Below are 15750 nucleotides of genomic sequence, written 5' to 3'. Positions count from 1 at the left end.
TTCTCGAGATGCTGAATGCGGAAATCGAGATCCTCTCCACACGGGTCGACAAGACGCGTCCACACGCACATCGAGAGCAGCCGACCGCTGCTACCGGCGTGGCCGAGCGGCTGCAGGCGGAGGCGGTCGTCCTCGGCGCCCTCCGCTCGATGGTGTGTCGGAGCCGGTGGTCACGGCGCCTCGGGGACTGTCGGGTACGCCGTGGACGGTGTGATGGTCAGGGATTCGTCGAGCGCGCGAGTGGCGGCGCGTTCGACGAGCAGGGGTACGAAGCCGCGGCCGCGGCGGCCGATGATCAGCGCGCGGGAACAATGCGGAGGCTTGCGGGGTTGCTGCCTGTGGGTGCGTTGATGGCGACGGCCGCCGGTGGGCGCCGCCGGGCTGTTTGAGTATTCCACCGTCCCTGCGACGTTCGTGTGCGTTGTCGCGGTTGTGGCTGCGGTGTCGACGGCAACGGTGGCGTTGGCCCGGATGCTGGCACAGGCCCGGGGAGCGTCGGCACCGGGTGACCTCACCCGTGGTGCATGATGTCCCCCTCGACCGGCCGCGGAGTCGGTGCGCGGCCGGTCGAGGACACGGTGAGCACCCTTGGGGTGAGGGGCCGGTGCACGACCCGCTCCCTCGTTAGGTGACATCGTTGAGATTGCGGGTCCACCTATGGAATCTCCTGGGCTTTAGAATTGGGCGATGGACAGGACCGACCGCGCCAGCCGGGTGATCGCGGCACCACCGGAGACTGTCTACGGCGCCCTCCTCGACCGGGACTCCCTTCAGGCCTGGTTGCCGCCGGACGGCATGCGCGGGCGGGTCGAGCGGTGGGATCCTAGGCCCGGCGGCGGGTTCCGGATGGTCCTGACCTACCTCGACCCCGCCGACAGTCCCGGCAAGACGTCGGATGCGACGGATATCGTCGATGTCGAATTCGCCGATCTGGTGCCACCGGAGCGCGTGGTGCAGCGGGCGGTGTTTCTAGCTGACAACCCGTCGTACGCGGGCACCATGACGATGACCTGGCACCTCGCTGCCGCCGGTGACGGGACCGAGGTGACCGTCACTGCCACGGACGTGCCACTCGGCATCGACCAAGCGGCACACGAGGCCGGGATCGCCTCCTCGCTGGACAACCTGGCGTCGTACGTCGAAGGGGCCGGCTGACTCAGGTCGGCGGCGGCCCGGGCCCGGGCACTCCGTCGAGGACGCGGTCGAACACCCACACCGTCATCGCGAGCATGCCGCGAACCGTCTGATCCGCGCGGCGAACCGCACGTCGGGGTGTAACGGGTTCATCGTGGTAGCGAGTCTCGGCGCAGTGGACGGTGGTGCCGCATCGGCGTTGGTCGATGCGTCCAACATGCACCCTCCCGCTCGGGGCACGCCTATTCGCCGTGATCACACGCGTAGTCATCAGCACGGATGACCAGCAGAGATTCAAATCTCCGGAGCGGACACCGCTGCTTCGATTGAACCGTCGCCGCTGGCAGCCCTTCCCCGGACGGATTCGACCGCTTCGCGCGTGCGTTCCGCGGTCTCGCGAATGCGGGCCAATTTAGAGGCATTGTCCTGCATCCACTGATGTGCATCGATCGGATACCTGGGCAAGGTTCTCGTCCTGATCAGGCGTAATGTCCGAAGCGTTTCTCGATCTCGGCGACTCCGAGTCGAACTGCGTCTGAACGGGTTTCGGTGAGAATAGCCACAGGACCTGGTTACGGCCCGCCTTTTGGTGGCAAACAGGTCTTCCCGTCCTGTTGCTCTGATTCCATCTTGCCGTCTCGGTCCGACACGATGCGCCACCCCCCGAGCTTGTGTAGGTCCTCAGTTCCGGCTTCATCTGCCGACTTTGTCTCACGAACGCTTCATTTCCCTCATGCCACAACGTTGTGACCGTGTTGCAGACGGTGCGCGGCGAATATCCTGTGGTCGGGTGTCGTTTTGCGTCGACTCGCGAACGGAGAACAAAGGCATGACGGAGGCCGACTACGTCGTTGTAGGAGCGGGCAGCGCGGGCTGTGCGGTCGCCCGCAGGCTCGCCGAAAGCGGCGCGTCCGTCGTGCTGCTCGAAGCGGGTGGAGTGGACAACAAGGGCTGGGCCAAGATGCTCTTCCAGATCCCGGGTGCGATCAACGTCATGCACTCGACGCCGCAGCTGAAGAAGCTGTTCGATTGGGGTTACAAGTCGACACCGCAGCGCAACGCGCTCGACCGCAAGATCCCTATGACGTGCGGTCGGGTACTCGGCGGATCGAGCTCGGTCAACGGGATGCTCTTCGTCCGGGGCAACAAGAAAAACTTCGACGACTGGGCCGCCGAAGGCTGCAAAGGTTGGGCCTACGACGACGTCCTGCCGTACTTCAAGCGGATGGAGGACTGGGAAGACGGCGCGAGCAAATTGCGTGGGTCCGGCGGTCCGATCAAGGTGACTCGCCAGCACATCATCACCGACGCGGCGCGCGCGTTCATGGACGCCACCGCGACCCGCCTGGGTGTGCCGAAGCTCGACGACTACAACGGCGAGAGCCAGGAAGGTGTCGCAGTTTTTCAACAGAGCGCCTCGAAAGGTCTGCGGTACTCCACATCCAAGGGCTACCTGCACGAAGCTCCGTTGCCCAATCTCACCGTGTTCACGGATGCGACGGTGACGAAGGTCGTCATCGAAGGCTCCCGCGCCACGGGCGTGGAAACCCTGGTCAAAGGCGGCAAGCAGGTGATCGGAGCGTCGCGCGAGGTCGTCGTATCGGCTGGCGCGTACGGGTCGCCTCAGATTTTGCAACTGTCCGGGATCGGCCCTGCCGCGCACCTGAAGGGGCACGGCATCGCCGTCAACGCAGATTTGCCGGTTGGCGACAACCTGCACGACCACCTCTTCGTTCCCCTGTCGTTCAAGATGAAATCAGCGTTGCGCAAGCCGACGGCGCCGTACTTCATGCGTGGACTGGCGGCTGAACGGGTTCATCCGGGATCGACGTGGGCGGCGGGTTCCTCATTCGAATCAGTCGCATTCGTGCGCACCTCGCGTGCGCGCGAGATTCCCGACCTGCAACTACTCAGCCTCTACTGGGTATATCCGTCGCCGAATCAAGACTCCGACAAGCGAGTCATTCCTACTACCAAAAAACCAGGTCAAAGCGTCTTCCCAGCGCTCATCTACCCGGAGAGCCGGGGGACCGTTCGGTTGGCCTCAGCAGATCCGACGGCCGCACCACTCATCGATCCGGCGTATCTGACGGTGTCCAAGGACGCCGAGGTGCTTCTAGAGGGCATCAACATGGTCCGCGAGATCATGGCGGGAACCGGCGACAACGAGGGCGAACTCATTCCGGGTGCGAAATTCACCGACGAAGCAGCGTTGCGCGAAGAACTGCCGAATCGCATCCACACCGTCTATCACCCGGTCGGGTCGGTCCGGATGGGTGTCGACGAGCGGGCGGTGGTGGACCCGCAGCTCCGAGTGCGCGGAATCGACGGACTGCGAGTCGCCGACGCGTCGATCATGCCGAGCGTGACTGGTGGCAACACCAACGCGCCCGCAATCATGATCGGCGAGAGGTGTGCAGACCTGATCCTGCACGGAAGAGGGTCAGCGCTCGCTGATCGCCCGGTCGATTTCTTGTGAGAGGACGTCGCCGGCCGACTCCCAGGCAATCGGGCGGAACCGGTCGACGTGCTGGTCCAGGTCGGCGCCTGTTCCCTTACCGGCGTGGCCGGCGCCAGCTTCCGATGCTATGACCTCGACTAGATCGTCGGCGAGGCTCGCGAGTCGGCTGCGGAGCACCTTCGCATCCTGGCGGCCACTGCGACACACGCTCAACCGAGTTCGACCACCCGAGCGTGACGTCAACATGGTCACCTGCGGCGGTCAGGCCACCATCCCGATCGTCGCAGTCGTCTCCCGCGTGACACCGGTCGCCTACGCCGACATCGTCGCCTCCATCGCCTCGAAGTCCGCCGGACCGGCCACGCGCGCGAACATCGACGAGTTCACCGAAACCACCTCCCCGCCATCGAAACCGTCGGCGGCGCCCGCCGCGGCAAGGCCATCATCGTCCTCAACCCGGCCGACCCGCCGCTGATCATGCGCGATACCGTCCTGTGCCTGATCTCCGCCCCCGACCCGGCCACCCCCGACGCGGTCCGCGACTCGATCCAGACGATGGTCGACCACGTCGCGACCTACGTGCCGGGCTACCGACTCAAGCAACAGGTCCTGACCGCCCACTACCTGCCGGCCTACGCCGGAAACCTCGACATCATGACCTCGGCCGCAGTGCGCTACGCCGAATCCGTCGCCGAAACGATGCCGAAGCCGCATCCCAGCGGTACGGCATCGACGTGCGCACCATCCTCCTCGAGGTCGGCCGCCGCGGCCTCGCCGGCGGACAGGAAGACCTCATCGTCGACATCACACTCGACCTGATCGCGACGAACTCTGAGGCCGCAGCGAGCTGAGTCCGGTTGCGGCGGAGGGGACTCGGCCCTCTCGCAGAAGACGGTCTACTTCAACACGCGCATAGCAAGGTATCCAAGGCGAGCGCACCGTCCCCATCAGCTTCTACGAGGACCAACGGCGACGGCCAGTGTGGCGTGCATGTCGGTGTGCACGTAACTCATTGATCGGCCTGGGGCGCTGCCCCATCCGTACGAACAGTGCCAACCCAAGCCGAACTCGACGAAGGATCTATATCGCGGCGTTCGCCGTCGCGGATGCCTGGGATCGAAATTCGGTACGGGGAGTTGGTACACATGTGCACGTGTCGAATTGCGGTATTCGTGTTGTAGAACGAGTGGATGATCGCGCCCGCGACTGGGCCAACGCTTCACGCCGATCGTTGCCGGCACTGGAAACTCGTATGTCAGCCTCTCGCGAGCGCCCGCCAGGTCGAGATTGCCGCCCCGGCTAGGAGCCCACCGGTCAGCACGAAGACGGCGTCGGCGCCGGCAGAGCCAGCGATTGCACCTGCGGTGAGTGGGATGAAGACTTGTCCGAGCCGATTGCCGGTCAGACGCAGGGAGAGCGCCGATGCACGGTTCGAGGGAGGGACTAGTCCGGCGACCCATGTCATCGTAAGAGGCTGTGCGAGGCCCCAGAAGAAGCCGGCGACTGACATGAGGATGGCGACGACGATCGGTTGAGGCACGGCGGGGATGAGGGCGACGGGCAACGCAGAACACAGCGTTCCGGAGATCAGCAACCACCGGCGTGGAGCGAGATGGAGGAGCTGAGTCAGGAACATGCGGGAGACGATCGCAGCGATCGCGCGTGCAGTCAGGATCGCGGTGACCGTCAGTACGGAAAATCCGTACTGCTCTCCGAGCACCGGCAGGTAGGCGGTGGTTAGGTCCATCGAGGTCAGCACTATCAAGCTGCTGAAGACGGCGGGACGCATACCGGAGGTGGACAGCATCGCCATCGTCGACTGACGTATGGGCTCCGCGGATTTCCGCTGTGTCGCGGTCTGGGGTGTCCGAAGGTGTGGTGTCAGGCTCGCGGTGGCGGCGAGTGCCGCGAGCACCAGCATCGCGAGTAGCGCGCCGGTGGTTTCGACGTGGCCTTCGTGGCTGCGGGATGCGATGATGCCGGCCACTGGAATGCCGATGGACTGTCCCACCGAGATCCAGACCGTCAGGCCGCCGAATCTGCGGTCGTATTGATCGGGGGAGGACATGAGCGGTATGTATCCCTGGCCGGATACCAGGGTCAGGATGTGGCCGAATCCGAGCAGGATGCTGCCGACGGCGAGTACGACCAGGTCAGTACTGGTGATGATCACGATGACTGCGGCGACGGAAAGCGCTGCGCCGAGTCGCAGTACCGCGGCGGCGTGCCTGCCGTCCACGGCCCGGCCGATGGGGATCGCTGCGACGAGCGGGACGAGCGAATACAACGCGGTCAGGATTCCGACGGTCGCGCCGTCACCGCCGAGCTCGAGGGCTCGGTACGAGATCATCACGCGCACAGCCGCGTACACCGCCTGGAGGAGGGCGGTGACGAGGCAGAGGGAGACGAACCAGGACTTCACGAGTGAGTAGAAGAGATTCGGCGCCTTGCGACCTCAGGCATTCCCGAAGTCTTCGCGCTCGTCCGATCCGGCCGCGCGCAGTTCGGGCTGGCTTTCCCGAATCTTGTAGGCGCGCTGGATGTGCTGTGCCATGAAGTCACCGGCGCCCTGGGCGTCTTTCCGAACGATGGCCTCGAGGATCTGGTCGTGATCCTTTTCCAGTTCGTGGGCGTCGGGTGGGTGCCGCCACACGGTGGTGCTGGGTGTCAGTCTCGACCACAGCAGTTCGATGTGCTGGACGACCAGGGGAGAGGTCTGGCTGTAGATGGCGAAGTGGAACGCCCGGTTCATCAGGGACAGTTCGGCCGCGGTCGCGGTGCCGTCGCGTTGCGCCTGGTCGAGTGCGGCGTGCTTTTCCCTGATCGCCTTCAGCCCTGCTGGTGTCATCCGTTCGACCGCCATCACGGTGGCCTCACGTTCGGCGGCGGCCCGCAGCCGGTACAGATCGCGGGCGGTGTCCGGGGTCATCTCCCGTACAGACGCACCCTTGTGTGGGGAATAGCTCAGGACCCCGTCGGCCGCGAGCAGTCGCATTGCCTCCCGAACGGGTGTGGCGCTGACCCCGTACCGCTTGGCCAGCACGGTCTGCTTGATCAGTTCGCCCGGTTTGATCGCGCCGGAGGCGACATCCTGCTTCAGTCGCTCGGCGACGTACTCCGTCCGGCTCACCGGAGGAGCGGCTCCCATGTCACTCGACGTCATGACTGCTCCTTTCGGGAGCGAACCGAGCAGCAAAAAACCGCCACTCTATTTTCTGTACTCCATAGTGTCTATCAGCCCGAACCGGAATGTGCGCATTCAGGCGGCTTTTCTATCGATAGTAGACAACACTCTATAGAGTATGTAACTTGAGTCACGCAGACACGCCGATGTGATCGGAGCCTCCACGGGGCTTCTCGGATCGCGGCCCGGACCTACTGATGGAGACCCCATGACCTCCTCTGATCGCCTGACCTGGAACATTGCCGAGTGGATCGTCGCCCAGCAGGGTCGTCCGCTGCCCGACGCGATGGATCACCACGTCAGGCGGCTTCTGCTCGATCACCTCGCCGGTGTTGTTGCCAGTTCGCCGGGTGCGGTGTCCGGGGCAGTCGGCGAGCACGTGCACCGCATGTACCCGGGCACTGCGGCGACCGCGATCGGTCACGGCCGCAGTTCCGCGTTGGGTGCCGCCCTGATCAACGGAACCAACGGGCACGGCATCGAGACCGATGAGGGATACACCCCCGGAAGCATGCATCCCACCTCGGTGATCTTCCCGGCGGTGTTCGCGGTCGCCCAGGAGCGGGGGATCACTGGGGACCGTGTGCTGACCGCGTCGGCCATCGGCATGGAACTGTCCTGCCGGATCGCCGCGGCCGGTCACCCGGCCACCCGGAACCGGCATTTCCACAACACCGCCATCGCGGGTGTCTTCGGGGCCGCGGCCGCAGTCGCGATCCTTCTCGAGCTCGACGTCACCGGAGTGGCGAACACCCTCGGTATCGCCGGCTCACATGCGAGCGGATTGTTCGAATTCCTCGGCCAGTCGGCGGAGATCAAGCGATTCCATCCCGGCAAGGCCGCCCGCGACGGCATCACCAGCGCAGATCTCGCCCAGGCAGGGTTGACGGGCCCGACCACGATCCTCGAAGGCAAAGACGGATACTTCGCCGCCTACGCGGGAGCCGAGGGCACCGACTGGGATCCCGAGATCCTCCTGGGAGGCCTGGGGGAGAAGTGGGTGCTGCTCGAGACCTACGTCAAGCCCTACCCGTGCTGCCGCCACCTGCACGGGGCAATCGACGCCGCCCTTCACCTGGTCAAAACCCACACCATCGACCCGGCCGACATCGCATCGGTCACCGTCGGCACGTTCGCCATCGCCACCCGACATGCGGGACGAGAGCTCGACACCATCCTCCAAGCACAGTTGAGTCTGCCGTTCACCGTCGCCGTCGCGCTGCTCCGCGGCGGGGTCACCCTGACCGACTTCCGCGAAGATTCTCGCTCGAATATCGCGGTACAGGCTCTGATGAACAAGGTGGAGGTCACCCTCGACGACGCCGCCGACGCGTCATACCCGAAGTCCGGCCGTCCGGCCGATGTCACCGTTGTCATGAACGACGGCGCCCGATACCAGCACCGGGTCGAACAGCCCTACGGCGAACCGTCGAACCCGCTGTCCGACAGGGACCTCGAAGGCAAGGCCCGTGCTCTGGTCGAGCCCGTCATCGGTGTCGACGGCGCCAAGAACCTGATCGAGTCGTCGTGGAACTTCGACTCCCTCGAGTTCCTCGATTTCCTCGACGCCGCTGTCCGCAGCGCCGATCCCCGATAACCCCACCGGCCCATTCACCAGCTCCACTAGGAAGGGACCTCTCATGGAGGTTGTAGTACAAGATCTCGAACTCGCCTACGGCGACTTCGTCGCGATCAAGAGACTCGATCTGACCATTCCGGACGGCGAATCAGTGGTCCTGCTCGGCCAGTCCGGGTGCGGAAAGACGAGCACAATGCGGTGCATCGCCGGACTCGAATCACCCACCGGTGGAAGGATATCCATCGGAGACCGCACCGTATTCGACGGCGCCAGCGGAAAAGTCGTCCCGGTGTTCAAACGCAACGTCGGCATGGTCTTCCAGTCGTACGCGGTGTGGCCCCACAAGACGGTCCTCGAAAACGTCTCGTTCCCGCTGAAGATGAAGGGCATCGCCCGGGCAGACCGCCGCCGCCAAGCCCTCGAAGTCCTCGAGATCGTCGGCCTGGCGCACCTCGCTGAACGCGGGGCCAGCATGCTGTCGGGCGGACAGATGCAACGAGTCGCGCTGGCGCGCTCGATGGCGATGTCGCCCAGCGTGCTCCTGCTCGACGAACCACTGTCCAACCTCGATGCGCGTCTTCGCGACGATCTGCGCGTCGAACTGCGCCGCATCCAAACCGAACGCGGCCTGACCAGCCTGTATGTCACACACGATCAGCAGGAGGCGCTCGCGCTGGCCGATCGGATCGCGATCATGCAGGAAGGCCGCATCACCCAACTCGGCACCCCCGAGCAGATCTACGGATCTCCCGTGAGCGCATCGATCGCCGGCTTCCTCGGCGTGACCAACATCTTCCCCATTGCGCCCTCGTCCACACCTCGCTCACTGGAGCTGACCGACCACGATATCGCCCTGCGAAGCACCTATCCGGTTCCCCGCACCGCTGCCAGCGTGTGCATCCGGCCCGAGGACATCACGGTGACGCTCGAACAACCGACCGACAGGGTGGGTCACGACGCCGACACCAGCTACGTCAGCGGCACCGTCGAAGTTGCGGTGTTCCAGGGCGCATCCATCCGCTGCAAGGTGCGCACCGACAGCGGCCTGCCACTCGACGCGATCTGCGCACCGCCCGCCGTCGGGACCTTCGCACCCGGCGCCCGTGTGTCCATCTCCATCGACTCGGACCGGGTGAAGGTCCTCCCGAACGAGGCACCGGTCAGCGACATCCCGCAGGCGGTGGCGGCATGAGTTCGACCAGCGTGCTCGAGCCGGCACCACCGATGACACCCCGGCCGCCCGCACCCGCGCGGCGACGCGCCCGTCGCATCGGCCGGCGAGGAAAGGTGGCAAGCCTGCCGCTCCTCGCGGTGGTCGCCTTCCTGGTCCTGGTCCCCGCCGGATTCGTCCTCCTCGCGGCATTCAGCAAAGAGGTACCGAGACCCGGCAGCATCGGCCTCGATCTGACCCTGCAGAACATCCGGGTACTCACCGAAGCGGGCGTTATCGGCGCCACGCTGAACTCACTCGTCATTGCGTTCTCGGCAACTCTGCTGGCCTTGGCGATCGGTGGATTCCTGGCCTTCGTGACCGCGCGGACCAATGTCCCCTGCAAGGGATTCATCTTTCTGATCGGTCTCATGCCGCTGTTCCTGCCGTCCTACGTCGGCGCGTTGGCCTGGTCGCTGCTCGGCAGCCCCGGCGCCGGCCTGATCAACGTCGCCTTCCGCGATCTCGGTATGGGCAGCCCGGTCAACGTGTACTCCATCGGCGGCGTCGTCATGGTGATGGCGATGTACTACGCGCCCTACGCGTTCCTGCTGATGCACAGCTCGATGTCCCTGATGAATCCCGACCTCGAAGACGCCTCCAGCGTCCATGGCGGATCCACCTGGCACACCATCAGATCGGTCACCACGCCCCTCGCCCTGCCTGCCATTCTGGGATCCGGCCTGCTGATGTTCATCCTCATCCTGGAGAACTTCCCGGTGGCGCAGGTCCTGGCCACACCCGGACAGATCGACACGCTGCCCACGTTCATCTACAGACTGATGAACACCTCACCCTCACGCGGCAACGAAGCCTCCGTGATTGCCATCGTGCTGGTGGCCGCGGTCATCATCATCACCCTGGTGCAGCGGCGCATCCTGGCCAAGCGCTCCTACACGACCGTCTCGGGCAAGGGCGTCAAGGCCCGCACCCTGCCGCTGGGACGATTCAAGGCTCCAGTCGTCGCTGTGGCATTGGTGTATTTCCTGCTCGCGATCGTGTTGCCGCTGCTGGCCCTGTTCCTCTCGGCGATTCGCAGCTCCCCGTACATGCAGTCCTTCGCCAGCCTGACCGAGCCCGGCGCCCTGGACATCACCTCCTTCGCGCACGTGTTCACCTCCGAGGTGTTCACCAGCGCGGCGACCAACAGCGTGATCGTCTCCCTGCTCGCCGCGCTCGGCGGCACCATCCTTGCGTTCCTGGTCGGCTACACCGTCTACCGCACCAGCTCCTACGCCCGCGGCCTCCTCGAGGCGCTGTCGATGGTGCCCCTGGCAATCCCCGCGATCGTGCTCGGCATCGGGCTGCTGTGGACCTGGCTCGTCATGCCCATCCCGGTCTACGGCACCCTGTGGGTGCTGATCATCGGCTTCGTCGCGGTGCAGATGCCCCAAGGCTTCCGCGGCATCGCCGCCGCCATCCAGGCCACCGACCGCGACCTCGAGGACAGCGCCGTGCTCCTCGGCGCCCGCCGCACCCGCGCCATCGGCTACGTCACCATCCCCCTGCTGCGCGTCGCGGTGTCCTCAACCTTCCTGATCCTGCTCATGCTGAGCATGCGCGAGCTGACCGTGCCGCTGTTCCTCTACACCACCGACACCCGCATCCTCTCGATCGCCATCTACGACCAGTTCGAGAACGGCGGCGCACTGCAGGAAGCGTCGGCGATGGCTCTGATCTACTGCGCCATCATGTTCATCCTCAGCTACCTGCCCCGCCGATTCGGCGCCAAGAACGGAGCCGGCGGTGCCTGAGCGAACTCCCTCGAACGCCGAAAGGAACACCATGCGCCGCACCACACGCCCCGGTGTGCGCCGGTGGCTCACCGCAGCCGCCCTGGCCGCCGCGACCATCCTGACCGTCACCAGCTGCGGCTCACCCGACGGCGGAAAAGACGACCAGGCGCGCGAACTCCTCCCGCCGTCCGTCGTCGACACCTCCGACGGCCTGCGCATCGACGATGAACTCGTCGCCGACAAGCAGCTCTACGACGCCGCCAAGAACGACACCGTCATCTTGTACTCGGGCACCGGCAAGGAAGCCGAAGACCTGACCGCGGCCCGCTTCATGCAGGAAACCGGCATCAAGATCGAACTGACCCGCCTGCCCACCAACAAACTGGCCGAGCGCGCGCTCTCCGAACACGGAGCCGGCCAGCTGCCCGCCGAGATCATCCGCATCACCGACCCCCGGGTCGCCCGCGAGTTCGAGAAACAGAACGTGTTCGTGCCCTACCAGACACCGTTCCACAACCTGCTCGTCCAGCAGAACACCGGTGTGCGCGACACCTTCGTGAACTGCTACTACTTCGTCAACGCCATGGGCTACAACTCTGCGATGATCGAGGACGACCAGCCCACCAAGTGGGAGGACCTGACCGATCCGCGCTATTCCGGCAAGCTCGGCGTCGTGTCGGTGACCACCGGCGGCACCTTGAACGCCCTCGCGCACTTCCAGATCGAGACCCTTGGCGAGGACTTCCTGAAGGCGCAGGGCGCGCAGAACCCCCGTATCTTCGATTCCACCTCCACCGAAGTCGACGCCCTCGCCCGCGGCGAGATCGCAATCGGTTCACTGAGTTTCAACAACGCCTTCGCGGCCCAGCTCGCCGGCGCCCCGATCAAGCTGGTCATCCCGGACAAGGGTGTCTCCGGATCGGAGAACCTGATGGGAATGACCGCCAAAGGTGTGCAAAGCCCGGCCGCGAAGGTCTTCATGAACTGGACCATGTCGAAATCGGGCCAGAGCTTCGCCGCCGCACAGGGATTCGTCCCGGCCCGCACCGACATCGGACCGGTCAAGGCCGGTGAATACCAGTTGCCGCAGGCGAACTCGCCGCAGTTTCACCTCTTCACCGAGGAGCAGTTCGCGCAGTATGCGGTCCGGGACGAAGAGATGTGGAAGAAAGCCTTCAACTACATGGGCTGATGAGCCCGTCCGCACGATTTTTCCGCCGTTATCCCTACCACTATCTCTATAGAGTATTGACTGAGGAGTAATCATGACCGCAGTACTGACCGAACGTGAGGCCCTGCTCGACTCGGTGCGTTCCTTCGCCCAGCGCCATCTCGCCGACGGGGCGCTCGCACGCGCCCACGACCCGAACTACTCCTGGGACATCGCCCAGCTCCTCGGCGCCCAGGGCCTGCTCGGGCTGACCATTTCCGCCGAGGACGGCGGCCAGGGCGCCGGACTGGCCGATGCGGTCGCCGTCATCCAGGAAGTGGCGATGGTCTGCCCGAAGAGCGCAGACATTCTGCAGGCCGGCAACTTCGGAGCCATCCGCACCTTCACCGAGTTCGGAACACCGGAGCAGAAGGCCAAGTACCTGTCCGATCTGATCGCGGGCCGCACCCTCATCGGTCTCGGGATGAGTGAGCCCGAGGCCGGGTCGGCGGCGACCGAGTTGACCACCAGCGCCACCGAGGACGGCGATGGGTACCGGATCAACGGCACCAAGATCTGGGGCACCCACAGCGTCGATGCCACCCTCTTTCTGGTGTACGTCCGATTCGGACCCGGCACCGGCAACATCGGCTCCATCCTGGTCGAACGCGGCACGAAGGGGCTGACCCTCGGAACCCCGTCGACGTACATGAGCGGTGAGCAGTGGGCACAGCTGTACTTCGACGACTGCTGGGTGCCGAAGGGGAACGTCCTGCTCGGGCCGGGCGGATTCAAGAAGCAGATGAGCGGATTCAACGTCGAGCGCATCGGCAACGCCTCCCGCGCTCTCGCTCTCGGTCGTCTCGCGTTCAACCTCGCCCGCGACCATGTCAGCGAACGCACCCAGTTCGGCCGCACCCTCAACGAATTCCAGGGTTTGCAGTGGAAGTTCGCCGAGGTCGCGGTCGCCCTCGACTCTGCCGAGTTGCTCCTCGATCGGGCTGTGCGCAACGCCGCCGCCGGCCTGCCCTCCGCCTACGAGACCTCGGTGGCGAAGCTGGCAGCCAACGAAGCCGGGTTCAAGGCCGCCAACGAGGCCATGCAGGCCATGGGCGCCCTGGGCTACAGCACCGAGTCCCTGGTCGAATACTGCATGCGCCGGACCCGCGGCTGGATGATCGCCGGCGGCTCCATCGAGATCCTGAAGAACCGGATCGCCGAGGAGATCTTCGGCCGCCGCTTCAGCCAGCGTCGCTGACGGGAAGGACACTCCATGACACAGCAGGTGTCCATACCTTCCCTCGGCACCATCCCGGTCACCTACACCGTCGAAGACCGGGTGGGGGTACTGACCATCGACAACCCCCCGGTCAACGCCAGCAGCGCCGCGGTACGCGCGGGCCTGATGTCCGGACTCGAGGTGGCCGAAGCCGACGACGAGGTCGACGCGATCGTCCTCATCGGGGCGGGTACCAACTTCGTCTCCGGATCCGACCTGCGCGAGTTCAGCGGCCCGGTCCCGGAACCGCAACTGCCGACCGTCATCGCCGTCATCGAGGCCGGTGCCAAACCGGTCGTCGCGGCGCTGTCCGGCGCCACGCTCGGCGGCGGCTTCGAACTCGCGCTCGGATGCGACGGCCGGATCGCGCTCGCCGGTGGAGTGGTCGGGCTCCCCGAGATCACGCTCGGCATGATCCCCGGCGCCGGCGGCACCCAGCGGCCACTGCGCCTGATCGGCCCGGCGCGCACACTCGAACTGGTCACCTCGGGGGCGCGGCTGCCCGTGGAGCAGGCTCACCGCGAAGGGCTGATCGACGAGGTGGTCACGGGATCTCTTCGCGCAGAGGCAATTCACTTCGCGCGTGCGCTGCGAGGTAAGCGCATCCTGCGGAATCTGCCCATTCTCGGTGCCGATCCCGGTGAGGTCGAACACGTGGCAACCGCGGCGCTCCGCAGAGCAGCCCGGCCGCAGACGGTCGCCGCCGTCGGCGCGATCCTCATGGGTAGCTCTGCGCCGGCCGACCGGGCCTTTCAACACGAGCGCGCGGAGTTCGACAGGCTCCGGAACTGCACCGAATCGTCCGCGCTCCGGCACCTGTTCTTCGCCCGCCGGGCGGCCCTGAAAGCCAACCGGCCCGCACTAGCGCGAGAACTGAAGTCGGTCGGCGTCGTCGGCGCCGGGACGATGGGTGCGGGCATCGCCCGCGCCTTCGTCGAGGCCGGTGTCCCGGTGGTCCTCGTCGATCAGCAGCGCCAGGCGGCCGCCGCAGCGGCCGAACGCCTGAAGCAAGCGTACCGGGGCATGGTCACGCGGGGTCGACTCACCGAATCCGACGCCCAGCAACATCTTTCCCTGCTGACTGCCGGGACAACGATCCGCGATCTCGAGGAAACCGATCTGGTGATCGAGGCCGTCTACGAGGACATGGAGGTCAAGCGAGCGGTGCTGCGTCAGCTCGAAACCGTGCTGCGCCCGCACGTGCCGCTGGCGACCAACACCTCGTACCTCGACATCAACGAGATCGCTGCTGCGGTTGCCCGACCCACCCGGGTGCTGGGGATGCACTTCTTCAGCCCCGCCCACCGGGCCGCCGTGCTGGAGATCGTTCGCGGCGAGAAGACCTCGACAGAAGCACTGGACGTGGCACTGACCGCCGCGAAGGTACTGGAGAAGATGCCGATCCTCGCCGGTGTCTGTGACGGGTTCATCGGCAACCGGATCTACAACGCCTACCGCCGCCAGTGCGAACTCATGCTCGAAGAGGGCGCACTGCCGCAACAGGTCGACGCGGCTCTCACCGAATTCGGTTTCGCCATGGGACCCTTCGCGGTCTCGGACATGTCGGGTCTCGACATCGCGTGGCGGATGCGCAAGGGCAAAGCCGGCACCCGCGACCCTCGGGAACGGTACCCGGACGTTGCCGACGCGCTGTGTGAACTAGGCCGATTCGGGCAGAAGGCCGGGGACGGCTGGTATCACTACGAGCCGGGGTCGCGCACCCCACACCCGGACAGCACGGTCGAGGCCCTCATCGAGCAGTCCTCGCAGCGCAAGGCCATCACCCGAGCGGCGTTCACCTCTCAGGACATCGTCACTCGCGCGTTGGTCACGATGGCGAACGAGGCCGCGCTCCTGCTCGCGGACGGGATCGCCGACCGGCCCTCGGACATCGACCTGATGCTCACCCTGGGATACGGATTCCCCACCCACGAGGGCGGGATCACCCACTGGGTCGGGCGACAGGATCGCCGCTTCCTCGAACACGAACTCGACGCCCTGGCAGCTCGCACCGGGC

At 65.5% G+C, this 15750-nt stretch carries 12 protein-coding genes and 2 pseudogenes; 10 read left to right on the top strand and 4 right to left on the bottom strand.

Features of this window, described 5'->3' with window-relative positions; genetic code table 11:
- Positions 1 to 170: 170 nt before the first annotated feature.
- The gene (locus tag AZG88_RS37550; protein WP_061700586.1) at positions 171 to 515 is read right to left on the bottom strand and encodes a hypothetical protein; all 345 of its coding nucleotides are present in this window, start codon (positions 513 to 515) and stop codon (positions 171 to 173) included.
- A gap of 172 nt (positions 516 to 687) precedes the next feature.
- Between AZG88_RS37550 and AZG88_RS37545 the strand changes: the two genes are divergently transcribed.
- Positions 688 to 1155, top strand: coding sequence for an SRPBCC family protein (locus tag AZG88_RS37545; protein WP_061045476.1), 468 nt, complete (start codon positions 688 to 690; stop codon positions 1153 to 1155).
- 808 nt (positions 1156 to 1963) lie between these two features.
- Positions 1964 to 3613, top strand: a complete 1650-nt coding sequence (locus tag AZG88_RS37535) for a GMC family oxidoreductase (RefSeq protein ID WP_061700584.1) — start codon at positions 1964 to 1966, stop codon at positions 3611 to 3613.
- Here AZG88_RS37535 and AZG88_RS53125 read toward each other — a convergent pair.
- Complete coding sequence (locus AZG88_RS53125; RefSeq protein WP_061045474.1) at positions 3578 to 3772, bottom strand: hypothetical protein; 195 nt, start codon at positions 3770 to 3772, stop codon at positions 3578 to 3580. The genes AZG88_RS37535 and AZG88_RS53125 overlap by 36 nt on opposite strands.
- A 58-nt stretch (positions 3773 to 3830) precedes the next feature.
- Between AZG88_RS53125 and AZG88_RS37530 the strand changes: the two are divergent.
- Both AZG88_RS37530 and AZG88_RS50970 read left to right on the top strand, forming a co-directional pair.
- Positions 3831 to 4306, top strand: a pseudogene (locus AZG88_RS37530) (acetaldehyde dehydrogenase (acetylating)); the annotation flags it as partial.
- A pseudogene (locus AZG88_RS50970) lies at positions 4297 to 4446 on the top strand (4-hydroxy-2-oxovalerate aldolase); the annotation flags it as partial. The pseudogenes AZG88_RS37530 and AZG88_RS50970, both read left to right, overlap by 10 nt.
- Positions 4447 to 4850: 404 nt before the next feature.
- Here the strand turns inward: AZG88_RS50970 and AZG88_RS37525 are convergent.
- Complete coding sequence (locus tag AZG88_RS37525; protein WP_005242649.1) at positions 4851 to 6017, bottom strand: MFS transporter; 1167 nt, start codon at positions 6015 to 6017, stop codon at positions 4851 to 4853.
- 33 nt (positions 6018 to 6050) lie between these two features.
- Positions 6051 to 6758, bottom strand: coding sequence for a GntR family transcriptional regulator (locus AZG88_RS37520; protein WP_025432766.1), 708 nt, complete (start codon positions 6756 to 6758; stop codon positions 6051 to 6053).
- Positions 6759 to 6987: 229 nt separating this feature from the next.
- On the opposite strand from AZG88_RS37520, the gene AZG88_RS37515 reads away from it, so the two are divergent.
- From AZG88_RS37515 to AZG88_RS37490, 6 genes are all read left to right on the top strand, one after another.
- Complete coding sequence (locus tag AZG88_RS37515; RefSeq protein ID WP_061700583.1) at positions 6988 to 8376, top strand: MmgE/PrpD family protein; 1389 nt, start codon at positions 6988 to 6990, stop codon at positions 8374 to 8376.
- Between the two features lie 43 nt (positions 8377 to 8419).
- On the top strand, positions 8420 to 9550 hold the full coding sequence (locus AZG88_RS37510) for an ABC transporter ATP-binding protein (RefSeq protein WP_061700582.1): 1131 nt from the start codon (positions 8420 to 8422) through the stop codon (positions 9548 to 9550).
- Positions 9547 to 11322 carry an ABC transporter permease gene (locus tag AZG88_RS37505; protein ID WP_231914335.1) on the top strand — a complete coding sequence of 592 codons (1776 nt, stop codon included), beginning with the start codon at positions 9547 to 9549 and terminating at the stop codon, positions 11320 to 11322. The genes AZG88_RS37510 and AZG88_RS37505 overlap by 4 nt, the downstream gene beginning before the upstream one ends.
- A gap of 31 nt (positions 11323 to 11353) precedes the next feature.
- Positions 11354 to 12496 carry an ABC transporter substrate-binding protein gene (locus AZG88_RS37500; protein WP_061700580.1) on the top strand — a complete coding sequence of 381 codons (1143 nt, stop codon included), beginning with the start codon at positions 11354 to 11356 and terminating at the stop codon, positions 12494 to 12496.
- Positions 12497 to 12569: 73 nt separating this feature from the next.
- On the top strand, positions 12570 to 13712 hold the full coding sequence (locus AZG88_RS37495) for an acyl-CoA dehydrogenase family protein (RefSeq protein ID WP_061700579.1): 1143 nt from the start codon (positions 12570 to 12572) through the stop codon (positions 13710 to 13712).
- Positions 13713 to 13727: 15 nt separating this feature from the next.
- On the top strand, positions 13728 to 15750 hold a 2023-nt coding region (locus tag AZG88_RS37490), incomplete at its 3' end, for a 3-hydroxyacyl-CoA dehydrogenase NAD-binding domain-containing protein (protein ID WP_061700596.1).

Origin of the sequence: Rhodococcus sp. LB1 (assembly GCF_001583455.1) — a bacterium.
GTDB classification, from domain to species: Bacteria; Actinomycetota; Actinomycetes; order Mycobacteriales; family Mycobacteriaceae; genus Rhodococcus_F; species Rhodococcus_F opacus.
The sequence above is the reverse complement of the archived record's forward strand: the minus strand, read 5'-3'. Positions and strand labels throughout refer to the sequence as shown.